At 62.2% G+C, this 21475-nt stretch carries 20 protein-coding genes and 1 pseudogene; 6 read left to right on the top strand and 15 right to left on the bottom strand.

The genetic code is table 11. The features are described from left to right. Positions 1 to 4: 4 nt before the first annotated feature. The 6 genes from P9236_RS15470 to P9236_RS15445 are packed head-to-tail and all read right to left on the bottom strand — an operon-like array spanning position 5 to position 5323. Positions 5 to 937, bottom strand: coding sequence for a beta-xylosidase (locus P9236_RS15470; protein WP_278075491.1), 933 nt, complete (start codon positions 935 to 937; stop codon positions 5 to 7). Then, entirely contained in the window at positions 934 to 1707 is a 774-nt protein-coding gene (locus tag P9236_RS15465) for a TIGR04290 family methyltransferase (protein ID WP_278075490.1), read from the bottom strand. The genes P9236_RS15470 and P9236_RS15465 overlap by 4 nt, the downstream gene beginning before the upstream one ends. Positions 1708 to 1709: 2 nt before the next feature. Next, positions 1710 to 2513 carry a nucleotidyltransferase family protein gene (locus P9236_RS15460; RefSeq protein WP_278075489.1) on the bottom strand — a complete coding sequence of 268 codons (804 nt, stop codon included), beginning with the start codon at positions 2511 to 2513 and terminating at the stop codon, positions 1710 to 1712. Next, on the bottom strand, positions 2513 to 3613 hold the full coding sequence (locus tag P9236_RS15455) for a glycosyltransferase (RefSeq protein ID WP_278075488.1): 1101 nt from the start codon (positions 3611 to 3613) through the stop codon (positions 2513 to 2515). Before P9236_RS15455 ends, P9236_RS15460 begins: the two co-directional genes overlap by 1 nt. 13 nt (positions 3614 to 3626) lie before the next feature. Then, positions 3627 to 4223, bottom strand: coding sequence for a histidine phosphatase family protein (locus P9236_RS15450; RefSeq protein WP_278075487.1), 597 nt, complete (start codon positions 4221 to 4223; stop codon positions 3627 to 3629). After that, entirely contained in the window at positions 4220 to 5323 is a 1104-nt protein-coding gene (locus tag P9236_RS15445; RefSeq protein ID WP_278075486.1) for an inositol-3-phosphate synthase, read from the bottom strand. Before P9236_RS15445 ends, P9236_RS15450 begins: the two co-directional genes overlap by 4 nt. A gap of 210 nt (positions 5324 to 5533) precedes the next feature. Between P9236_RS15445 and P9236_RS15440 the strand changes: the two genes are divergently transcribed. The 6 genes from P9236_RS15440 to P9236_RS15415 all read left to right on the top strand — a co-directional run bounded on the left by P9236_RS15440 (position 5534) and on the right by P9236_RS15415 (position 11849). Further along, complete coding sequence (locus tag P9236_RS15440) at positions 5534 to 5986, top strand: c-type cytochrome (protein ID WP_278075485.1); 453 nt, start codon at positions 5534 to 5536, stop codon at positions 5984 to 5986. An 89-nt stretch (positions 5987 to 6075) separates the two neighbouring features. Then, positions 6076 to 7149, top strand: a complete 1074-nt coding sequence (locus P9236_RS15435) for a c-type cytochrome (RefSeq protein ID WP_278075484.1) — start codon at positions 6076 to 6078, stop codon at positions 7147 to 7149. 169 nt (positions 7150 to 7318) lie between these two features. Then, positions 7319 to 8401: a cytochrome c oxidase subunit II gene (gene coxB, locus P9236_RS15430; protein WP_278075483.1), complete on the top strand. Its 1083-nt coding sequence runs from the start codon at positions 7319 to 7321 to the stop codon at positions 8399 to 8401. Further along, positions 8398 to 10311: a cytochrome c oxidase subunit I gene (gene ctaD / locus P9236_RS15425; RefSeq protein ID WP_278075482.1), complete on the top strand. Its 1914-nt coding sequence runs from the start codon at positions 8398 to 8400 to the stop codon at positions 10309 to 10311. The genes coxB and ctaD overlap by 4 nt, the downstream gene beginning before the upstream one ends. After that, the gene (locus tag P9236_RS15420; protein WP_278075481.1) at positions 10312 to 10908 is read left to right on the top strand and encodes a cytochrome c oxidase subunit 3; all 597 of its coding nucleotides are present in this window, start codon (positions 10312 to 10314) and stop codon (positions 10906 to 10908) included. Beyond that, the gene (locus P9236_RS15415) at positions 10908 to 11849 is read left to right on the top strand and encodes a cytochrome c oxidase assembly protein (RefSeq protein WP_278075480.1); all 942 of its coding nucleotides are present in this window, start codon (positions 10908 to 10910) and stop codon (positions 11847 to 11849) included. The genes P9236_RS15420 and P9236_RS15415 overlap by 1 nt, the downstream gene beginning before the upstream one ends. 96 nt (positions 11850 to 11945) lie before the next feature. On the opposite strand, the gene P9236_RS15410 is transcribed toward P9236_RS15415, so the two are convergent. The 9 genes and pseudogenes from P9236_RS15410 to P9236_RS15370 form a co-directional block, all read right to left on the bottom strand. Beyond that, entirely contained in the window at positions 11946 to 12104 is a 159-nt protein-coding gene (locus P9236_RS15410) for a DUF3309 domain-containing protein (RefSeq protein WP_278075479.1), read from the bottom strand. A gap of 426 nt (positions 12105 to 12530) precedes the next feature. Continuing rightward, positions 12531 to 13484: pseudogene (locus P9236_RS15405) on the bottom strand (UDP-glucuronic acid decarboxylase family protein); the annotation flags it as partial. A 21-nt stretch (positions 13485 to 13505) separates the two neighbouring features. Beyond that, a complete protein-coding gene (locus P9236_RS15400; protein ID WP_278075478.1) occupies positions 13506 to 14615 on the bottom strand; it encodes a glycosyltransferase in 1110 nt (369 codons plus the stop codon). Then, positions 14612 to 15706 carry a glycosyltransferase gene (locus tag P9236_RS15395; RefSeq protein WP_278075477.1) on the bottom strand — a complete coding sequence of 365 codons (1095 nt, stop codon included), beginning with the start codon at positions 15704 to 15706 and terminating at the stop codon, positions 14612 to 14614. The genes P9236_RS15400 and P9236_RS15395 overlap by 4 nt, the downstream gene beginning before the upstream one ends. Then, positions 15703 to 16833 carry a glycosyltransferase gene (locus tag P9236_RS15390; RefSeq protein ID WP_278075476.1) on the bottom strand — a complete coding sequence of 377 codons (1131 nt, stop codon included), beginning with the start codon at positions 16831 to 16833 and terminating at the stop codon, positions 15703 to 15705. The genes P9236_RS15395 and P9236_RS15390 overlap by 4 nt, the downstream gene beginning before the upstream one ends. Before the next feature lie 2 nt (positions 16834 to 16835). Next, positions 16836 to 17897, bottom strand: a complete 1062-nt coding sequence (locus tag P9236_RS15385; protein ID WP_278075475.1) for a glycosyltransferase family 4 protein — start codon at positions 17895 to 17897, stop codon at positions 16836 to 16838. Between the two features lie 23 nt (positions 17898 to 17920). Further along, positions 17921 to 19213 (bottom strand): TIGR04295 family B12-binding domain-containing radical SAM protein, encoded by a 1293-nt coding sequence (locus P9236_RS15380; RefSeq protein WP_278075474.1) that lies wholly within the window; start codon positions 19211 to 19213, stop codon positions 17921 to 17923. Further along, on the bottom strand, positions 19210 to 20277 hold the full coding sequence (locus P9236_RS15375) for an NAD-dependent epimerase/dehydratase family protein (RefSeq protein ID WP_278075473.1): 1068 nt from the start codon (positions 20275 to 20277) through the stop codon (positions 19210 to 19212). The genes P9236_RS15380 and P9236_RS15375 overlap by 4 nt, the downstream gene beginning before the upstream one ends. Further along, on the bottom strand, positions 20274 to 21380 hold the full coding sequence (locus P9236_RS15370; protein ID WP_278075472.1) for an SDR family NAD(P)-dependent oxidoreductase: 1107 nt from the start codon (positions 21378 to 21380) through the stop codon (positions 20274 to 20276). The genes P9236_RS15375 and P9236_RS15370 overlap by 4 nt, the downstream gene beginning before the upstream one ends. Positions 21381 to 21475: the final 95 nt, after the last annotated feature.

The following is a 21475-nucleotide window of genomic DNA, read 5'->3' as shown; positions in this document are numbered from 1 at the left end:
AATCTCACGCGGCCGAGGCCCGCCGCGCCGGCATGGTGGCATCGCGCACGGCAGGCGCATAACGGCGGATCATCGTGGCACAGAACTCGGCGAATTCTTCGGGCATCTGTGGTGGGCTGGTGTGATGAGGCTGCAGGCCGCGATGTTCGGGCGTGAAGCAAAAAGTGACGGTGACGTCGAATTCGGCGAGCGCTTCCATCTGGCGGTCGAACCAGTCGAGCGCGTTCGGTCTGAAGCTGTCGGCCCAGGAAAGGCCGGTGCGCAGATTGGTGACGCCCAGGCGCTTCATCCAGGCGACCGCGTCGTCCAGCCGGTGGTCTTCGAAATGGAACCACTGGACCAACCCCATCTCTGGAGTGTGGCGCAGGAATTCATCGAGAGCCGGCTTGGGCGTGCCATCCTCGCGCAGCAGACCCATGTAGAAATGACGGTAGTAAGAGGAGCCTTCCACCTCACGATGCCGCGTCGTCGCTCCCCACGCGTGAGGCAAGTCATAAAGGCTATACCATTGCACGCGGGGCGCGTTGCCGCGCAGCAACTCCGCCGTCCGGCGCAGACCCCAGACCTGAATCTCCTCGGCGCCGAAACTCGACACGCCGGCTTCGCTGATCCAGATCGGCAGATCGGTGACTTCGGCGATCTCGCCAAGCTTTTGCGGCCATTCATGCATCTGCCAAAGATTCCAGTCGAGCGGGAAGCCATGCACGGCGACGGCGTCCACGTGATCGAGTACCCCAAACCCCTTCATCAGGGACATGAAGCCGGCATCTATAGGCGAGATACCGCCAAGGACGCGGGTGATTGCCGGGTTTTCGAGACCGATCGCATCGGCTGCCTGGATCGCCATGCTGGCGAAGCGACTCCAGTCCGGATCGAGCTCGGGATCCCAGTGGGACTTGTTGTTGGGCTCGTTCCAGATCATGGCGGCTTCAATCATCGCTTCGTCCTTTCATCGCTTCGTCCTTTCGCGGGATAGACTGCACCTCCGCCCGCCGGCTCACCGGAGGCACGGCAGAAATAGACCTCGTCCTCCGGGTGAAGCAGGATCTCGAAGCCGGCGCTGCGCAGCATTGCCTCGATGCAGCCGCGGTTCGGGATCCACCAATTGGTCGGATCATCGGCATAGCGGTGCTCGACGAAGTGCAGCTTTGGGAATTCTGGCCGATCGAACAGCTCGTGCGTCCAGAAATGGTAGTTTTGTTCGAGCGCGGGGACCTCGCCGCTCCCGCGTTGCATCGATTGGAAAATCATCAGGTCTGGCGCGACGTGCTGGCGGATCAGGTCCAGCGCCAGCAACGGGTGGCGCAGGTGATAGAAGACGCCCATGAATAGTACGATATCGAAACTCTCGCCGAGAGCGGCGACATCGTAGACCGACAGCTCACGGAATTCGATGTCGCAATCCGCGATTTCGGCGGCGAAGCGCGCCTGCGTCAGATAAGCTGGGTCGAAATCGATCCCGAGCACGCGATCGGCGCCTCGTCTCTTCATTTCGATCGAATAGAAGCCGGCATTGCAGCCGATATCGAGCACGGACTTGCCCGAGAGATCCGCCGGGATCGCGTCCGCGAACTTCTGCCATTTGATCAACGGATAGTTGCCCAGGAAATGGTCGGGCGCTGTCTGCACGCCCGCCAGCTCCATGTTGTGGAACCAGGGGCCAAGCGCATCGATGCGACGGCGTATCTCCGCGTCGGAATGCGGCATGATCAGCCTCCTTCGCCTGGCAAGGATGGTACTTGCGAGCGGCTCGACGGCATGAATATCGGCGCGCCTTCGTCGTCCGAGGCGTCGTTGTTTTCGAGCAGCCGGAGCGCCGTCCGGTAGCCGTTGAATGTCCCGACATCGACGTAGGCCGACCCCGCCTTGACGCCCCAGGCCTCACCTCCGGCGGCAAGATAAGCATTGACCAGCGTTCCAAAGTATTCGTCGCGGCCGTCCCGTTCGCGCCAGAGCGTGGCAAGCCGGTGAAAGATGCGAGCCGGCATCTTGAATGCTCCCCAGATCCAGTTCGTGGCTGCATCCCGCTGTTTGACCTGGATCTGCTCGACACGGCCATGCTGATCGATGACCACGGCGTCGAAAAGCTGCGGCTGCTCTACAGGAAACAGGAGGAAGGACAGCTGGTTATCCGGAAGATGGCAGAAGCCGTCCTCGGGGAACCAGATCGTGTCTGGGAGACCGATCAGCACCGTCTCGTCCGGGGCAACGATCGGCGCGGCACGGAAGATCGCATCGCAAAGGCCGACTGGAGACGGCTGCGCTACGAAGATGGCGGCTGCCCTGTCATAGCCGGCGGCATAATATTCGAGGATGTCCGACTTGCCCGAGCCAATGATGAAGCAGACCCTGTCGACGCCGTTGCGCACCATCCTGCGCACCAGATATTCGCTGACGGCGCAGGGACGTTCGGTTTGCCCGTCCATTCGGCTACCCACCGGCAGCAGTTCCTTGGAAAAGCCAAGCGGTTGAATGCGGCTGCCTCGTCCGGCGGCAGGCACGATACCTAACATCAGACGGCTTCCTTCACAGGTTCGCTCGCTTGCGCCTGAACTGCCTCGTTCAGGATCCGGTTCAGTTCCGCGGCGCGGCGCGTCGATGTGTGTTCATCGAGGACGCGCTCGCGGGCTTGGCGGCGTAGCGCCCCGAGCTCTGCATCCGACAAACCGAGCGCAGCGACCACGTCGTCGGTAGAATGGGCAAGCACGATTTCGGTGCCGGGCTTGAAGAAGCTGTCGATGCCCGGCCAGTCATCGGAAATGATCGCTGCGCCGCAGGCTGCGGCTTCGAACAGTCGGCCGGAGGGACACCAGCCTTTGCACGCCATCGCTTCGCGGGTGACGTTCAGGGTCAGGCGCGACGAGCAGAAGAAGGCGGGATGGTCAGCAGGTGGCAGATGCCTGACAAAGAAGATGTTGTCGCTCCACGGGAAATCCTGCGGGTATTGCGCCCCGCCGATTACGAAGCGGCAACCCGGCATCCGGATAGCTGGCGCGACCAGCAATGTTTCGACGCCAGCCTGACGATCTTCGGCATAGGTTCCGAGATAGGAGAGATCGCCGGCGAACTCGGGCTTGGGCTGTGCCGGCCGGTGGCGGTCGGGGTCAACATGGCCGTAGAGCGGCATGACGAGACGCGCGCCCAGCATGGTCTTGAGTGCATCGAGCGCCGGGCCACCCGTGTAGCTCAGCACCAGATCAAAATCGCGAAGGCCCTCAGAGTCGAAATAGGATGGCTGGTCGCCTTGTTCGATGCGTGCCAGCGTCACCGCGGTGTCGAGATCGTAAAACACTTTCAGCCCGCGGCAGCTCTCTTGCGCAAGGCGTGAGGCTTCAACAGCGTCCGGGCAGTAGGAGGTAACGATCACAACGTCAGCCTCGCCGACCGCGATAGCCGCGGTCGGGGCAATGTCATTCCAGTCTGGATAGAGCACGACATCGCCGCCGTCGAGGTGGTGGATATCCCTTGCGCCGGCGTAATATGGCGTATCGTGTTCGAAGAAACTGATGCACCAGCCGAGTGGTGCCAACGCGCGTATCAGTCCGCGCCAGAGCGTGGCATGCCCGTTTCCCCAGGAGGAGGTGACAGTGAGGCCGAAGATCACCATCCGCACCGGACAGCTCCCGTCACGCGATTTCGTTCAGGCGAATGAGCTTTGAACCCCAGTCGCCATGGACAATGGTGGTGATCGAGGCCGGCTCGATGTCGAAACGGAAACAGTCGCCGAGCTGAAGACCAAGAACTTTGCACACCGCGGCCTTGATGACGTCCGCATGGCTGATCAGCGCAACGCATCGGTTTGGGTTTTGTTGGCGAAGCGCATCCATCAGCCCGATGACCCGCTGCTGCGTATCCTGCATGGTCTCGCCGTTCGGTGTGCGCGCATTTTGCCGTTGGTCGTTCCACATTCGCCAGGCGGCATCGCCATTCAATTCTTCGAACGTTTTGCCGGACCACGCCCCGTAGTCGATCTCATCCAATTCCTGACGGATCGAGATCTGCTCGATGCTACACGCGACCGCGATAGGTTTCGCGGTTTCCAAGGTGCGCTTGCGTGGGCTGCTCAAGATCCCGGCGAGCGGCTCTTTCGCCATGCGGCCCGCGAGTTGCAGCGCCTGTGATTCACCGGCGCGGCCGAGATTGACATCGAGCAGGCGGCCGGGCAGGGAGCGGCCGACATCATCGTGCTCGGCATGCCGGATAAGAAAGAAGATCGTGGTCATTCGGCGGCATCGAGCATCGGCTCGTCCCTGCCGGCGATGAAGGCGAGCGTGCGCAGGCGGGCCTCGGCGTCGGTGAACTGCTCCGGCGGCGACTTCATGAAATAACTGCAAGGCCCCGTGAGCGCCCCCGCAATGCCGCGATCGAGGGCAAGTTTGGCGCAGCGCACGGCATCGATCACCACGCCTGCCGAGTTGGGCGAGTCCCACACTTCCAGCTTGAGCTCGGCATTCAGCGGCACACCGCCAAAAGTCGTACCTTCGACGCGGATGTAGGCCCATTTGCGATCGGTGAGCCAAGGTACATGGTCGCTGGGTCCGACATGGATGTTGTCCGGTTCGAGCGGAACATCGATCTGGCTGGTGACCGATTGCGTCTTGGAAATCTTCTTGGATTCCAGCCGCTCCCGCTCCAGCATGTTGAGGAAATCTGTGTTGCCGCCGAAATTGAGCTGGTAGGTGCGGTCGATACGCACCCCGCGCTCCCGGAACAGATTGGCGAGCAGCCGGTGAATAATGGTGGCGCCCACCTGGCTTTTGATGTCGTCGCCGACGAGGGGGAGCCCACGCTCCTCGAAACGCCGCCGCCATTCGGGCCGCGAGGCAATGAAGACCGGTATACAGTTGATGAAAGCGCAACCGGCTCCCAGCGCGCATTCGGCATAGAAACGGGTCGCCGCTTCAGAGCCGACCGGCAGGTACGAAACCAGTACCTCGGTTCCGCTTTCTCGGAGGCTCGCGGTCACATCGGCGACGGGTTCATCAGCTTCCTCGATTTCATCGCGCAGGTATTTGCCGATGCCGTCGAGCGTCGGGCCTCGTTCCACACGTACGCCAATCGGAGCCACATCGGCAAACCGGAAGGTGTTGTTCGGGGCGCTATAGATCGCTTCGGATACATCGCGCCCTACCTTGCTCTTTGCGATGTCAAAGGCGCAGACGACCTCGATGTCCTCGACATGATAGCCGCCGAGATCGGCATGCATCAGCCCCGGTATCGGCTCGTTGCTTTTTGCCTCGCGATAGTAGGTGAGGCCTTGCACAAGGGAGGATGCGCAATTGCCAACGCCGACGATGCCGATGCGAACTTTTTTGGATGTCACGAAACCGCCGCCTCTGCTGTTGGAGGTAAGTTCCTCGCCGCCGAACTAGGATCGGCCAGGAATGTTCCTTGCCGTCTGAAAAATTGTGCTGGTCGCCGGTCAACACTCCCGATGGCGCGCTAATGTCGAACTTGAGAAGGGGAGCGGCTTCTGAAATGCGGGAATGGAACCTCGCCCATCCTGCGAAGTTAAAGCGCGAGGGCGATTGTCATGTCCGCAAATATCGGCCTTCTGGCCGGTTGCGCGTTTTGGCTTCTTGCCAAGGGCGGCAACTGGGTCGCAGCCGAGGAACTCGGCCATCAACGGGCGCAGATCGTCAAGCCTCCGATCGCGCCGATAGCTCTGACTGCCCCCCAGCTTCAGGGCCCCACTGCATCTCAAGACCCGTCCGCCGGTGGGTTATTTCTGTTCCTGCGCAACGGCTGCGGCGCATGCCACACCATAAGAGGCACCGAGGCTGACGGGACGATTGGCCCGGACCTGTCCCACGTCGGATCGCGAAGGGCGATCGGTGCCGGCGTTCTGCCCAATACCGATGAAGCCATCGCGAGATTCATCGCTCGACCCGATCTGTTGAAGCCAGGCGTGAAAATGCCGGCATTCGATATGCTACCGCAAACCGAAATCCAGACGATCGCGCGATACCTGAAGGCCTTGCAGTGATGCCTGGGTCTCGACCCCGTTCCTCGTCCAAGCCGTCCAATGCTGCCTCGGGTCAAGATGCCGTTAACCGGGTGAAGGATCAGCCGACGATGATCCGCCTGAAGCATGTCGTGTTCGGCGCCATCGGTCTGCCTGTCGTTATATTGCTTGGAGCGTGGATCGGCTTTTTCAACGTCGGTGCCAGCAGCGGCCATTGGAAAGTGACGGCCTGGTTCCTTCAACTCGCCATGCGCTCGGCCGTGCGCACCTATGCATTGGCGGTGGATGCTCCGAAGACTCTTGACCGGCGCGCGCTCCCGGCGGCAGCCGGGCATTTTGCGCGAGGCTGCGCGATCTGCCACGGCGCACCTGGCGAGCTCCGCTCGCCGGCGGTGCTGCGGATGCTTCCGCAACCGCCGGACCTTGCGCTCGCGGTTGGAGACTGGACAGACGCCCAACTTTTTCGGATCGTCAAGCATGGAATACGTTTCACCGGCATGCCCGCCTGGCCGGCCCGTGACCGCGATGATGAAGTCTGGGCAATGGTTGCCTTCCTGCGGGAACTTCCGAAGCTTGATGCGAATGAATTTCGGGCGCTTGCCTTTGATGCCGGAGACGCAATCGGCGAGGATCGGCCGCTTGCCACTCCAGATGCCCTCGCCGACTGCACGCGCTGCCACGGAAACGACGGCGGGGGCAGGGGCGATCTCGTGCCCGCGCTGGCCGGGCAGAAGGAAGCTTACCTGCTCGGCAGCCTAGAGGCCTTTGCCAGAGGCGATCGCGCGAGTGGCTTCATGGCTTTGCCGGTGACGGGGGTCGCTTCTGCCGAGATGGCCACGCTTGCCCGGCATTTTGCTGCGCAGCCACCGATTCCGGGGGACCGCGATCAGATGCCGGCGGAACTGATCGACAAGGGGAGGAAAATCGCGACAGCCGGAATTCCGGAGCGGAACGTACCTGCCTGTTCCGGCTGTCACATCGGCTCTGACAAAAATCCAGCCTATCCGCGCCTTGATGGTCAGCATGCCCCATATCTCGAACGGCAACTGAAGCTGTTCCGGTCCGAGAGCCGAGGCGGCACGCGCTTCTGGCGTATCATGGCGACCGCGGCCCAACGCCTCACGGACGACGATATACGGGCGGTATCGGCCTTTTTCTCCAGGCGTTCCGAAGGTCATCAATGACCACGATGGGCCGTTCGTGGAACCGAGAGCGGAGAAGGCCGATGCTGCGGGGCAGGTCGAGGTCAGCCCCAAGGAACTTTATTCCTTGCTGCCAGTTCCCAAAGCGCGCCGACGGCCGTGTAAAGCGGAGAGCCGGCTGAAGCATCCTCCTCTAGGTGAAGCACGCTGAATGGATTCCTGGCAGGCTCATGAGATGCAGAATTTCGGGGCGGGCGATCGCCCCAGGCATCTGCTGAACCTATGGCGCATAGATGCCGCAAAACAGAAGCACGCCACCGACCAGGCAGAAGGCGAGGAATGTCGCAAGGTAAAATCCGGGCTCACGGAAAACCCTCATGTCGTCTCTGAGACTCACGGCTCCGCTTCCTCGGCCTCGGATCAACCCAACAACACGGAACGGAACCGGAGAGTTCCGGATGCCGTGTTTCCTCCGTTTCCGAAAGTCTCCCAAAGGGGAGCGACGGCGTTACGAGGTCTCGTCGGCACTGCCTGCTCCGTTGCCGTCTCGGGCTGCACCGGCATGCAGTCGGTCCTCGATCCGCATGGCGGACAGGCCGACGCCCTGGCTGTTTTGTTCTGGACCTTCACGGCGGTGCTCGGTGTCGTCTGGCTCTTCACCATGGCCGGGCTGCTGCTCGCGCTGGCGCGCAGGCGCGGCAGTCGCGGCGAGTCTGCGGAAGCCCATCCACCAATCAAACCAGCTATGAAAATCGCCTTTGCCGCGATGCTGGCATCGAGCACCCTCATCCTCTCAGGGTTGGCCGTGCTCAGCTTCGGCGGACAGAAGACGATTTTCGGGAGTGGGGCTGGGACCGCGCTGAAAATCTCGGTCGTAGGACACCAGTGGTGGTGGCAAGTCCGCTACGAGGGGAACGAAGGTTTCGAGACGGCAAACGAGATTCATATTCCGGTTGGCGCCCCCGTCGACATCAAACTCGCCACCGCGGATGTCATCCACTCTTTCTGGATACCAAGCCTCGCCGGCAAGCTCGATCTCATTCCTGGCAAAAGCAACGAACTCAGGATCGAAGCGGATAAGCCAGGCATATATCGCGGCCAATGTGCCGAATTCTGCGGTCAGCAGCATGCGCATATGGCGATCTTCGTGGTGGCAATGGAGCCGCACGAGTTCGAACGCTGGCGCATTGGTCAAGCGGCGCCAGCCAAGTCGATGGCTCATCTTGCGAAGCAACGCGTCGTTGCCTCGGCCGGGTCGGCTCGGTCCGCGACCCTGTCGGAGAGCTCGCAATGAGCTTGGCGGTCAAAGAACGCCACGAGACCCGCGACACCGACCTGGGTGACGAGGAACTGCGCGCAAGGTTGAACACGACTTGGGCCACGCCGCGCGGTCTGATCGGCATTCTCTCGACCGTCGATCACAAGATCATCGGCATCCGCTACGCCGTGACGGCCTTCGCCTTTCTTTTGGCCGGCGGCATTCTGGCGATCATCATGCGGCTGCAGCTCGCCCGGCCAGACAGCCACCTCGTCGGCGCCGAGCTCTACAACCAGCTTTTCACCATGCATGGCACGACGATGATGTTCCTGTTCGGCGTGCCGGTCGGCGAGGCTTTTGCAGTCTACCTGGTGCCGCTCATGGTCGGCACCCGCAACATCGCCTTCCCGCGCCTCAATGCCTTCTCCTATTATGTCTATCTGTTCGGCGGCCTGATGTTGTGGGGCGGTTTCGCTTTGAGCATCCGCCCGGATGTCGGCTGGTTCTCTTATGTGCCCCTTGCGAACTTGGATTTCACTCCAGGCAAGGGACCTGACTACTGGGCGCAGATGATCACCTTTACCGAAGTCGCCGCGCTTGCGGTATCGGTGGAGATCGTCGTCACAGTCCTGAAGCAGCGTGCGCCGGGCATGACACTCGACCGCATCCCACTCTTCGTGTGGACCATGCTTGTCCATTCTTTCATCATCATTTTCGCCATGCCGGCGGTCATGCTCGCTTCATCGATGCTGATCATGGACCGGCTGGTCAGCACGCAGTTTTTCAATGCTGATGCAGGCGGCGATCCGCTGCTGTGGCAGCATCTTTTCTGGTTCTTCGGCCACCCCGAAGTCTACATCATCTTCCTGCCTGGAACCGCTTTCGTTTCGGCGATCGTCGCAACATTCTCCAGGCGGCCGGTCTTCGGCTATCTGCCGATGGTGCTGTCGCTGATTGCAATCGGCTTCCTGTCCTTTGGCTTGTGGGTTCACCACATGTTCGTAACCGGCTTACCCGAGATAGGCGCCGCATTCTTCACCGCATCCAGCATGGCGATCGCCATTCCGAACGGTGTCCAGATATTCTGTTGGATCGCGACGCTGTGGGACGGCAAGCCGGTGCTCAAGACGCCGCTGATCTTCGTGCTCGGTTTCTTCTTCATCTTTGTCGCGGGCGGGCTCTCGGGTGTCATGCTGGCGTCGGTACCAATCGATACGCAGGTGCACGATACCTATTTCGTCGTCGCCCATTTCCACTATGTGCTGATCGGCGGCACTGTCTTTCCGCTTGTCGCGGCGATCTACTACTGGTTCCCGAAAGTAACCGGCCGGCTGATGGATGAGCGGCTCGGCAAATGGCAGTTCACCCTTGCCTTCATCGGCTTCAATACCGCCTTTTTTCCAATGCACCTGCTCGGCCTGCATGGCATGCCGCGCAGGGTCTATACCTATCCCGCGGAGATGGGCTGGGGCGGGCTCAACCTGCTCGCCAGCGCTGGTGCGCTGTTGTTCTTCGTAAGCTTCCTGCTGATGCTCTGGAACATGGTCGTCAGCGCCCGTTCGGGTGCCTCTGCCGGCGATAATCCCTGGGGCGCCGACACGCTGGAATGGGCGGCCAACTCGCCACCCCAGCCGCAGAACTTCGACCGCATCCCCTGCATCACAAGCTGCTCGCCGTTGTGGGATCGGGGCGACGAAAAGTCGGTGGTCGGTGGCCTCAAGGTCGATGAGCGTGAACTCATCGTGACGAGCATCACCGAGGCTCGGCCTGACATTCGCGAGGAATCGCCGGCGCCCTCGATCTGGCCCTTTCTGGCGGCGTTCGCCACCGCCGTCGCCTTCATCGGTTCGATCTACACGCCTTGGGCGGTCACCTGGGGCTCACCGGTCGTCGCCATTGTCCTGGTCGCCTGGTTCTGGCCGAAAACCACCGAGGAGAACGTTTAGATGGCCCGCACCGTCATCGACGTCTCCGGTCTGCCGACCTATGCTTTCGGGTCTCGCGTCACGCCCTGGTGGGGGACCTTCTCGTTCTGTTTGCTGGAGGGAACTGGCTTCGCCCTCGGCATCGGCGGCTATCTTTATCTGGCCGTCACCAACACGCATTGGGCGAAGGACGCGGTTCCTTTGAACCCATTCTGGTCCGGGCTTTTCACGGTCGTTCTTGTCCTCAGTGCGCTGCCGAATTTCCTGATAAGACGAGCAGCGATGCGGGAGAGCTTGCGCTCGGTCCGTCTGCTGCTGCTGGTCATGAGCGCGGTCGGGTTGGTGCTTGTTGGGCTCCGTATCATGGAATTCTCGGCCTTGCCGGTACGCTGGAGCGACAATGCGTACGGTTCCTTTGTCTGGCTCCTTCTCGGCTTGCACGGGGTGCATGTGCTGACCGACGTCGCCGACACCCTCGTGCTGGCCGTGCTGATGTTCACGCAGCATGGGAGGGGCAAACGTTTCAGCGATGCCGAAGACAATGCTTTTTACTGGTATTTTGTCGTGCTGTCGTGGCTGCCGCTTTATGGAATCGTCTATTGGGTGCCGAGGCTCTGATGCAGGTGGTCCTCCACATCCGTAAGCCGCAATTGGTCAGAGCGGTTGCTTCGGCACTATGCATGGCGCCGGCAGTCGCGCTCGCGCATGGCGCGGGTGAAACACCGAGCGGCTGGCCGGTCTCCGGTATGGCCTTCATCCCGCTCTGCCTTGCATTGCTACTATACATCTGTGGCGTAGTGCGGCTTTGGCGGCAGGCAGGAATGGGGCGCGGCGTCGCGTGGTGGCAATTGGCCTGCTTCGCGACGGGTTGGGCTGCGCTTGCCGCGGCCCTCATGTCGCCGCTGCATGAACTGGGCGAGCGGCTCTTTTCAGCGCATATGATCGAGCACGAGGCGCTGATGGTCGCCGCGGCTCCTCCACTTGTCCTGTCGCGACCGCTCGGCGCCATGTTGTGGGCGTTCCCGCCTGCCATTCGGCGGCGCCTGGCGCGCGGGGCGCGATGGCCCGTTGCGCGAACGACATGGCGAGGCCTGACCGAGCCTGCCTCCGCAACGATTCTGCACGGCCTTGCCATCTGGTCATGGCACATGCCGTTCCTTTTCGATGCCGCGCTTGGAAGCGAGCCGATGCACTGGCTGCAGCATTTCAGTTTCCTGGCAAGTGCGCTGCTCTTCTGGTGGGCTTTGCTGAATGGCCGTACGCGCAGGAGAGGCTACGGCGCATCGGTCTTCTATCTGTTCTTCACCTCCATGCATTGCGGGCTGCTTGGCGCGATTCTGGCCCTGTCAAAAAATGACATATTTGTTCCGAGGAACTCGGTGGCGTCACAATGGAATCTGACCGGCCTCGAAGACCAGCAGCTTGGTGGCTTGATCATGTGGGTGGGAGCCTCCGCCGTCTACCTGGCGGCCGCATTGATCCTGGCGGCTTTTTGGATCGGAAGCGGATCGTCCGCCATGAAGAAGGTAGCTGGTACCGTGAATTCAATGCGAAATTGATGCAAAGGCACCTGTCATCCGGAAGCGCTGCAGGCAGGCAGGACGGGCCTCGTCTTCGGCAGAGATGCCGATCGGTGCGGCCGGCCTATCCAGGTCTCAAATCCTGCCCATGAGAGCCAGGATCACCAGGATGACAAGTATGACGCCGACGAGGCCTGAAGGCCCGTAGCCCCAACCTGACGAATACGGCCAAGCCGGGATCGCGCCGATCAGCACCAAGATAAGAATGATGATGAGGATTGTACTGAGACCCATATCGGTCCTCCTTTCTTGGTTTGCGCAATGCCGTCCGGTGGTCGCAGCACCTGGGCCCTCACGGCTCAGTCCAGCCTGCGCAGCATGTCAGCTTCCTGCTCGAGGATGCTGGCGACTTCTTCGCGTTGGAGATGCGTCATCATCAGGCTGACGCAGCATTCGAGGTACGTGATGGAGGCTCGTCGCAGGAAAGCGGCGGTTTCCGCGTCCGCCATCTGCTCGATGTCCTTGGCCGATCGCTTCGACTGCACGGCTACGTTCTCCTAACTGGTTGTCAGGTCCAATCAGGACCTTGGTCGGATGTTCCGCCCGGGCGAAAACAACGCTCGCCGGATCAGCGTCTTTGGAGCTGAACGATGCCGATCCGCGCGCGGCCGGCTTGGCGTTCGATGCGAGCGGCGGCACCGTCGCCTTGTCGTCAAGATCGGCGAAGTAAACGACTGTCTGCAGCAGGCCCTGCCTGAGCGGCACCTTTGGCGTCCACCCAAGAAGTGCCTTCGCACGGGCTATATCGGGCCGCCGCCGGCGAGGATCGTCTTCCGGTAAAGGTAGGAATTTCAAAGGCGATTGGGTGCCGGTCAGTTCTCTCACTACACCGGCCAATTCCAGAACGGTAAATTCCCCCGGGTTGCCGAGATTGAGCGGTTGGCGCGGATTGGGCTCGATGGCCATGAGCCGCAGAAGCCCTTCGACAAGGTCGGTCACGTAACAGAAGGATCGCGTCTGTCGGCCGTCGCCGAATATGGTCAGCGGCCTCCTTTCCAGTGCCTGCATGACCAGGTTCGAGACGATGCGGCCGTCGGCAGGGTCCATTCTGGGGCCATAAGTGTTGAAGATGCGAGCGACACGGACGTCGGCGATCTCGGCCCGCAGATAGTCGAAACAAAGCGTCTCCGCGGTGCGCTTGCCTTCATCATAACAGGCGCGCGGACCGGTGCAGTTCACGTGACCCAGATAATCCTCGCGCTGCGGATGCTGTTCGGGATCGCCGTAGATTTCGCTCGTCGAGGCCTGAAGGAACCGTGCGCCGTCGCGCACTGCCAGTTCGAGCAGGTTGAGCGTGCCAATCACGCAGGTGCGCGTCGTGTGAACCGGATCGGCCTGGTACCGGGGCGGCGACGCCGCGCATGCCAGATTGAAAATACGGTCGACCGGCTCACCAAGCTCCAGCGGAGTGCAGATATCCTGCTCGATCAGCCGAAACCGCGATTGGCCGATAAGGGTCGTGATGTTTTCCATACGCCCGGTGAGGAAGTTATCGACACAGATCACGCGATGGCCGTCGTCAAACAGGGCCTCACATAGGTGCGAACCGAGGAAACCGGCACCGCCGGCGACGACCACCGTCCGTGTCTGTTGAGCCTTTCTTGAACGCCGCATCTCCATGTTCTCCCGTATGCCTCATGCTGCACTTTCGACGTCCAGATCGAGCAACGGACGTATCGGTCCGGGCTGCACGAGCACGGAAGCGAACTCACGCGCCCGGGCGTCTCCGGTGTGTCGGTCCAGGACCAGCGCATAAGCCTGCCTGGCCATATTGAGCCTGGCGCGGTCCGACTGTCCCAAAAGGATTCCTGTCACATCGTCCGCGCTCGCGGCCGTCTGGATTGCCGAAGCTGGAAAGAAGCTGTCGAGGCCGGGCCAGCGGTCGCTGATGATCGGCGTTCCGCACGCCGCGGCTTCGAAAAGCCGCACGCTGGGTGACCATCCAGCTGCGACCATTGAAGCGCGCGTCAGGTTCAGCGTGTAACGCTGCCTGCTATAAAAGGCGGCATGGTCGGCGGGCGGCAGGTGTTCGATCCGCTCGACGTTGGAAGGCCAGGCGATCTCCGAGGGGTATTGCGAACCGGCAACCGCGAACCGTCGCTCCGGCAGCCTGCGCGCCGGCTCGACCAGCAGCGTTTCCAACATCGGCTGCCGGTCCGCGCTGTATGTGCCGAGATAGCCCAGATCCCATTCGATCTTGCCTCCGGTCCGATGATGTCGCTCGGGATCAACGGAGCAGTAGAGGGGCTCCGCCCGGCGCGCGCCGAATTCGAGCTTCAGGCGTTCGAGGGTCGGTCCCCCAGTGAAGGAAAAATAGATATCGAAATAGGGGATCTGCCGGCGCGCGAGATAGTCGCAGTTGTCTTCGGCGACTCTTGCCAGCGTCACCGGCGTGTCGACGTCGTAGAAGCATAATTGCCCGGTGCACAACGACGCGAGGTCGTCGATGATCGCTCTGCCTTCCGGCACGAACGAACCGACGACCACGACATCGGCACGTTGAAGCTCTCGCTGATGGTTCCGGCGGAGTTCGTCCACCGTGTCGTAATAGCGTAAGTCACAGAAATCGGGGTCGCGCAGATCGCGGTGGTGCTCATACCAGGGCACGTCGCGTTCGAGAAACGTGACGCGATGGCCGAGCGTGTTGAGCGCGCGCAGCAGCCCCCGAAACGTCGTCGCATGGCCGTTGCCCCAGGAAGACGACAGCGAAAGACCCAGGAAAACGATGTCGAGAGCCTTGGTCATTCCGCGGCCTCCACGGCCCGGCGCTCGAAATGCGCCTTGAAGATGGAGTCAACCAGCTCAGCCCTCAATGTGTAGGTGTGTTCGGCGAGAACGCGACGGAGCGCCGCCGCGCCGATCGCCTTCGCTTGCTGTGCCGTGAGCGTGTGCATAATTGCGGCCACATCGGCGCCATCCCGCGCGACCAGGATTTCCTCGCCAGGCGTAAGGAACAGCTCGATACCGGCCCATGCATCCGTAATGAGGCATGCACCGGCGCCGGCCGCCTCGAACACCCGCGTTGCCGGCGAAAAGCCGTTGCTGGCCATGCTGTCGCGGCTGATGTTCAGCACCGCCTTCGGCGTGACATTGAAGGCGTTGTGGTCTCGCGTGCCGACATGGCCGAGCCAGGAGACATTCGCCGGCATCGGCTTGTCGCCCCAGCCTGATCCGCCGAGCAGGAACTTCTGGTCCTCCAGCGCGCGGGCGGGCTGGAGAAAGAAGTCTTCCACGCGCGCCTCGCGATCCGGCAGGCGATTGCCGAGAAAAGCGAGATCGCAGGCGAAACGGGGATCCGGAGCGATCGGGAAATGCGTCTCAGGATCGAGCGCGTTGTAGATTGGCAAACATTCAGCGACACCGAGCGCCCTATAGTCCCACACGACGGGATCTCCGCCGCCATAGGTCAGCACGAGGGCGATCCTTTTGAGCTCCTCGTGGAGAGGATGGCCGCCATCGTTCCGCAATTCGCTGAGCGTCGCAGGGGCGTCGACGTCCCAGAACACCGTCAGCGCGTCATTGCGAGCGTGGTCGAGCACGGCGCGCAACAGCGCTTCGTCTTCAAAACCGACACCACTTGCCTTGACGACGATATCGGCCTGCGCGGCACAGGAAGCGACCTGCATCAGCGCATCCGGCGTCGCCTCGTAGACAACGACGTTGCACCAGTCGGGAACCTCGATGTCGCGGTGCTTCTGCCGGTCAAAGGCGTCTGGTTCGTAGAAGACGATGTCGTAGCCTCGCCGGGAAAGTGCCTTCAGCAGGCCGCGATAATAGGTAGCTGCACCGTTCCAGTAGGATGATAACAGGCTGGACCCATAAAAGGCGATCTTCATGCGGCAGCCTCCTTTGCTGTCGTGCTGTCGACCGCAGAGCGATTGCCGCACGCGGCGAGTATGTCGAACAATTCGTCCACGCGGCGCCGGCACGTGTGCCGCGCGAGAACGGTTTCCAGCCCGGCTGTGGCCAGCGTCTTCGCAAGTCCGGCATCATGCAGCACATCGCGCAGGCGTTGCCGCATCTCGGCGCCGTCGCGGGCAAAGAGGAAATCCTGGCCGGGACGGAACAGCCCTTCGATGTCCGGCCACGGCGCCGAGATCAAAGGAATGCCGCAAGCCAACGCCTCGAACATGCGGATCGTCGGGATTCCGGCCAGTTGTTCCCGATATGGTCGGCGCGGAATGTGCACCGTGACGCGATGCTGCGCGAATGCCTTCGGAACGTCGGCATTGGCGAGCCAACCCTGATATTTGAGCCCAGCGCCGGCTAGTGCTGCCCGTGCTTGCGCTGGGTAGCGTACGCCGTGCACGGTTCCCGACAGGCCAAGCTCACGTGCCGGCTCGACGAGGAACTCCTGGATTTCGGCGCTGCGTTCGTCGTCGCCCCAGTTGCCGACCCACACCAGATCCAAGGCGGGATCGACGCCGGGGGACGGCTTGAATAACCGTTCGTCCGCTGCTTCATGCCAAGTGAAAACCCGTTTGCCCCAGCCGGCGCGAAGATAACTCTCCCGCAATGCCTCGCCGAACACCAAGACGCCGTCATAATGCTCGAGCTTCAGTGCCGAGATCCACTGCGTGGCCGATACGGCGCGATGATGCGTGTCGTGGAACAGCAGTGTGAAGTTGCCGCCGTTGAGCCTGGCCCGCCCGATACGGGCGACAAGGTCTGAATCGGTCCATTCATGGACGATCACCACATCCGCGTCCCCGATCCAGGCCTCGTGGTCGAAGGAGGCATCGTAGGTCACCGGTACCAGCTCGGGAAAATCCTTCCGGAAGCGTTCGACTGCGAAGCGGCCTTTCTCGGCCAGCAGGTTCGAACGGCTCCATCCGTCTGCGGGCTCGAGCGCGAATGCATGATGTCCGCTCGCGATAAGTTCGCGCATGATGCCGCGCTGGAAATGCGCATTGCCATGATTCCAGTCGGAAACGACGGAATGGGTGTAGAGCACGAACCGCATGTTCAGTGTCCCACGACGGCCATCGCCGCCCGAGCGTAGATTTCGCGCATCGCCGTTGCCTGAGCCTGCGGCGAAAATTGGCGCGCGCGCCGAGCGGCGCGCCGGCCGAATTGGTGCCGCAGGTCCGCGTCGCGGGCGAGTTGGGAGATGCGTTGGGCAAGTGCGTGAGGATCGTGCATGTCGAAGAACATGGCCGCGCCATCCCAGATCTCGCGATAGGTCGCAATGTCGGCGAGCACCAATGGCGCGCCCGAGAGGGCAGCTTCTAAAGCGGCAAGGCCGAAAGGCTCGTAGATAGATGGCGAAACGAAAATGCCGGCCCGCGCCATCAGCCGCCGCACCTCGGCATGGCCGACCGGGCCAAGCGTAACGCAATGATCGAGACAAGCCCTCTGTCCGTCCGCCCTGTCGAGCGGGCCAGCAGCGTAGACCGGCCATTCGGCGATCGCGGCGGCGGCATCGAGCACCTTCGCGTTCTTGCCCTCGTCCCACCAGCGGGCGGCGGCGAGGGCAAACGCATCGCGGTGTGACCCCACTGGGCCGGGCTGGGCGCTGTTGTGGACGATGCTCAGGCGCGCGATCGGTCCATAGCAGGTCTCCAGCATGGCGGCGTGGCTTCGGCTTGGCGAAACGACTGCACCGACACGGTCGAATCCGGCTCTGTTGCGATCCTCCTGCCAGGCCCACTCGGCCGCCACGGCTTGGCCGCGCACTGCCTGCAGCCACGTCACGACACAGGAATGCGAGACGACCACGACAGGGCAGGGCAGATCGATCCTGGCCGCTTGCGCCGGTGCATTGAGATGAACGAGGTCGGCGGCGAAGGCTGTTGCAAGGGCCTGCAGTTCGTCGGGAAACCGGTCGAGAGCGCCCTCGTCGAACGTCATCCAGTCCGGGGGGGTTTCAAGCCACGCGAGCGTGGCGAAGGACTGCACTTCCCGAACCTGTTCCACCGACGGATGGGGCCCGAGGCCGGCCAGCATGAGGCAGTCGCCGCCAGCAGCAAGCTCGCGTGCCAGATCGAGCGAATAGCGCCAGACCCCGCCGACGGCGTCGGTGGTCATCAGGATGCGCCTTGGGCGATGGGTCAATGACTGCAGCATGAGGATTCCAACTCGGCGAGCGCACGCGGACGCTGATCTTGGATGTCGCTGAATGTCCGGAACGAGGCGAGGTAGTGCTCATGCGCACGCTCCCAGGCGAAATCGTCGGGCTCGCCCCATAGTTCGCGATAGCTTGGTGAGCTTGGATAGGGATAAAGCGGCACCGGCTCGTTGGCCCAAACGCCGTTGTCGATGAGATGCTTGCGCCAATAGTCCACCAGCGCCGGATCGTCCTCGACCACGCCGATGAGATTGGCCTGGACGAAGGGAACGTGACGACGGGCGTTCACCAGCAGCGCGGCCAGTTCCTCGGTGCCCAGCCGACACCGCTTCGCCAGCATCTCGCGGCCTTCGACGGTCAGGCTTTCGAGGCCGGCTTCGATCGAGACGCAGCCAGCCTCGCCCAACAGTTCCAGCAGCTCCGGTTTCCAGAGATCGATGCGCGTCTGAACACCGAATTGGACGTCTCGGTCGATTAACGCCTCTAGCAGCGCCTTCTGTGGCAGGAAGATCTCGTCGATGAAATAGACGTAGCCGACGCCCTGCGCGATCAGGCCGTCGATCTCGGCGACGACGGCGTCATGGTTCCTGCGTCGATAGGTGTCGCGAAAATCGATCTTGGCGCAGAAGCTGCAATTGTACGGACAGCCGCGGGACGCCTCGACTTCCGCGCCGGCACCTTTCTGATTTGCGTCGAAGCGATGATGATGATGCGCGTGGGCGGCGATCCAGTCGGACGGCCAACGCAGCGCTGGGTGGTCCACAAAGCGGCTGACGCCCACGTCGCCATTGCTGGCCAGCACGCCCGCCTCGAGGCGGCAGGTGTGGGAAACGGTGCTCCAGTCGTTCCGCCCGGCAAGCTCCGTCACCACCTCCTCGCATTCACCGCGCACGACCAGGTCGACGTTGAGCTTGCGCAGGGTGGGGGCTGGCGTTGCCGAGCCGTGCGGGCCAACGGCTACGGTGCGGCCGCCGCGCCCGGCAAGATTCCTCAGAAAATCAGCAGGCACCCGCAGCTCCGGTGGCGCGCAGCGCCAGAACAGGTAAGTCGGCGCGGTCGTCACCACAGTCATATCGGGCCCGAACGCCGCCACGCGCTCGGCAAGGGCTGCGTTCTCAAGATCCTGCAATTGTCCGTCCAACATCAGGACTTCATGCTGGTTGGCGTCGAGCAGGGCTTTGCAGTATCCGAGCTCCAACGGCAGATGCGGCTGGCGGCAGCCGAAGTAGATGCTGTGCTCATACGTCCAGTGCGGGTTTACCAGCGCGACTTTCATGCGACATACCTCGCGGTTTCCGAGCGTGACTGGAGACGGTGCCGCAGCAGCCAGCTGGCCAATTCGCAGACACCTTCACGCCATGTCACATGTGCCCGCCAGCCGAGAGCGGCCTCTATCTTGCGGGTATTGGCGACGAAGAAGGGCTGATCGCCGGTGCGTTCAAGGTCGTGGCGAAGCACGACGTCGCGGCCGGTCACGGTGGCGATCTCCGACAGCAGCGCACGCAGGCTGACGGCGTTGTGCGGTCCACCACCGAGGTTGAACGCCTGGCCCTTGAGATCTTCGATCCTGGCCAGCACGCCGCGATAAGCGGCAACGGCATCGGATACATGCAGGATGTCGCGCACCTGCTTGCCGTCCCCGTAGATGGTGATGGGCCGGCCGCTGAGCGCGCTCAGCAGGAAATGCGCGACCCAGCCCTGGTCCTCGGTGCCGAACTGACGAGGTCCGTATATGCAACTCATGCGCAGGACCGCCGTCGGCAGGCCGTAGGATTTCGCATAATCGAGGACATACTGATCCGCCGCGCCCTTTGAGCAGCCGTACGGCGTGCAGAAGTCGAGCCCGATCGTCTCGTCCACACCATTGGCGCGGATGGCGTCATCGGCGGGCTCGTAACGATCGTTCACCTCCCGCACCGCGACTTGAGGTAAGCTGCCATAGACCTTGTTTGTGCTGGCGAAGACCACCGGTGTGCTAGCCTGGCGAGCAGCTTCGAGCACGTTGAATGTGCCTTTCAGATTGATGTCGAGGTCTTCCGCGGGATCGAGCAGGCTCGTGGTTACGGCGGTCTGCGCGGCCAGATGGAAGATCGCCCTGGCCGGCGCCAGGGTCGAAGCCAGCGTGCTCCGATCGCGTATATCAACGGTTTGCATGCTGAGATGGCTGCCATGCCTGCGCTGCAGCCATTCGAGGTTCTGTTCAACGCCGGGGCGGCTGAAATTGTCGATGACCAGGACCGGCTCGCCGTCCGACAGCAGGCTGTCAGCCAGATTTGAGCCTATGAAGCCGCTGCCGCCGATAACGGCCACCGGGGCCTTGTCGCGATGCGGTTGGCTCATGATACCAGTCCCCGCTTTTCGAGCTCGCGCTTCATGTCGGCGCCACGGTCGACGGCAACGCTGTTGCGTACCCAGGCTGCGAATTCACCGAGCGAATTCTCCAGCATGTGGTTTGGCTCGAAACCGAGCAGTTCGCGCGCCTTGCCGATATCCGCGAAGCAGTTGCGAATATCGCCGGAGCGGGCTTTTCCAAGAATCTCGGGCGGCCGCTTCGGAATGCCCATCGCCTCGGCAAGCAGGCGGGCGACCTCGTTGATGGTATAGGAGCGTCCGCTGCCGATATTGATGGCGTGGCCGGCAGCCTGTCGCTGCTCCAGCGCCAGCCGGAATGCCCGCGCGACGTCACGCACGTGGACGAAATCGCGTTTTTGCTTGCCATCCTCGAACACCATCGGCCGCTTGCCGTTGGCGAGCCGCGCGGCGAAGTTGGCGAGCACGCCGGTGTAGGGATTGGCGAGCGCCTGTCCGGCGCCGAAGACGTTGAACAGGCGCAAGGCCACGGCATCCGTATCGTAGGCCTGGCCGAAGACCAGCACGGCGCGCTCCTGCGCATATTTGGTCAGCGCGTAGATCGAGGCGAGATCGGGCCGCTTCGCCTCGTCGGTGGGGATCGGCGACAGCGTTTCGCCCGTCGGCGACAGCAGGTCCCATTGACCGGTCTTGACGTCGAGCGGCCTGCGACGGGCATCATCGATGCGCTGGCCGTCTGGCGTCTCGTACAGCCCCTCGCCGTAGATACTCATCGACGACGCGACGACGACACGTTCGACCGGGTTTTTGATCAACTCCTCAAGCAGGGTAGCGGTGCCGAGATCGTTGCTGCCGACATAACGGACGATCTCGTACATGGATTGGCCGACGCCGACCTCGGCGGCCAGGTGGATGACGGCATCAGCATCGGAAACCGCTTCGGTAATCGCGTCTCGATCGCGCACGTCACCCTTTATCAACTCGGCGCCGGGCGGGATGTTGATTGCATCACTGCCATGCACCTGGTCCAGCAGTGCGTCCAGAAGGCGCACCTCGTAGCCGTGTTCGATAAGCTCATGGGCGACATGTCGGCCGATAAAGCCACAGCCCCCTGTAACCAACACTCGTTTCACGAGAACTCCTTGCGGATCTGGCGTTGGGCTACCGAACTGCGGGACCAAAGGTTTGTTCCCTCCTTCGACCAAGTTTCCCGCAAACGCCGGAGGTC

The sequence above is a fragment of the Mesorhizobium sp. WSM4884 genome (genome assembly GCF_029625675.1).
Taxonomy (GTDB): Bacteria; Pseudomonadota; Alphaproteobacteria; order Rhizobiales; family Rhizobiaceae; genus Mesorhizobium.
Note: the sequence above shows the minus strand (reverse complement) of the source record. Positions and strands in the feature narration are given on the sequence as shown.

Excerpts from the sequence above, each read along its gene's own strand:
- P9236_RS15400 (WP_278075478.1), bottom strand. The coding sequence starts at position 14,615 with ATGACCAAGGCTCTCGACATCGTTTTCCTGGGTCTTTCGCTGTCGTCT.
- P9236_RS15385 (WP_278075475.1), bottom strand. The coding sequence starts at position 17,897 with ATGACCACCGACGCCGTCGGCGGGGTCTGGCGCTATTCGCTCGATCTG.
- ctaD (WP_278075482.1), top strand. The coding sequence starts at position 8,398 with ATGAGCTTGGCGGTCAAAGAACGCCACGAGACCCGCGACACCGACCTG.
- coxB (WP_278075483.1), top strand. The coding sequence starts at position 7,319 with ATGGATTCCTGGCAGGCTCATGAGATGCAGAATTTCGGGGCGGGCGAT.
- P9236_RS15395 (WP_278075477.1), bottom strand. The coding sequence starts at position 15,706 with ATGAAGATCGCCTTTTATGGGTCCAGCCTGTTATCATCCTACTGGAAC.
- P9236_RS15450 (WP_278075487.1), bottom strand. The coding sequence starts at position 4,223 with ATGACCACGATCTTCTTTCTTATCCGGCATGCCGAGCACGATGATGTC.
- P9236_RS15380 (WP_278075474.1), bottom strand. The coding sequence starts at position 19,213 with ATGAAAGTCGCGCTGGTAAACCCGCACTGGACGTATGAGCACAGCATC.
- P9236_RS15420 (WP_278075481.1), top strand. The coding sequence starts at position 10,312 with ATGGCCCGCACCGTCATCGACGTCTCCGGTCTGCCGACCTATGCTTTC.
- P9236_RS15415 (WP_278075480.1), top strand. The coding sequence starts at position 10,908 with ATGCAGGTGGTCCTCCACATCCGTAAGCCGCAATTGGTCAGAGCGGTT.
- P9236_RS15440 (WP_278075485.1), top strand. The coding sequence starts at position 5,534 with ATGTCCGCAAATATCGGCCTTCTGGCCGGTTGCGCGTTTTGGCTTCTT.
- P9236_RS15390 (WP_278075476.1), bottom strand. The coding sequence starts at position 16,833 with ATGCGGTTCGTGCTCTACACCCATTCCGTCGTTTCCGACTGGAATCAT.
- P9236_RS15375 (WP_278075473.1), bottom strand. The coding sequence starts at position 20,277 with ATGAGCCAACCGCATCGCGACAAGGCCCCGGTGGCCGTTATCGGCGGC.
- P9236_RS15435 (WP_278075484.1), top strand. The coding sequence starts at position 6,076 with ATGATCCGCCTGAAGCATGTCGTGTTCGGCGCCATCGGTCTGCCTGTC.
- P9236_RS15460 (WP_278075489.1), bottom strand. The coding sequence starts at position 2,513 with ATGTTAGGTATCGTGCCTGCCGCCGGACGAGGCAGCCGCATTCAACCG.
- P9236_RS15410 (WP_278075479.1), bottom strand. The coding sequence starts at position 12,104 with ATGGGTCTCAGTACAATCCTCATCATCATTCTTATCTTGGTGCTGATC.
- P9236_RS15470 (WP_278075491.1), bottom strand. The coding sequence starts at position 937 with ATGATTGAAGCCGCCATGATCTGGAACGAGCCCAACAACAAGTCCCAC.
- P9236_RS15465 (WP_278075490.1), bottom strand. The coding sequence starts at position 1,707 with ATGCCGCATTCCGACGCGGAGATACGCCGTCGCATCGATGCGCTTGGC.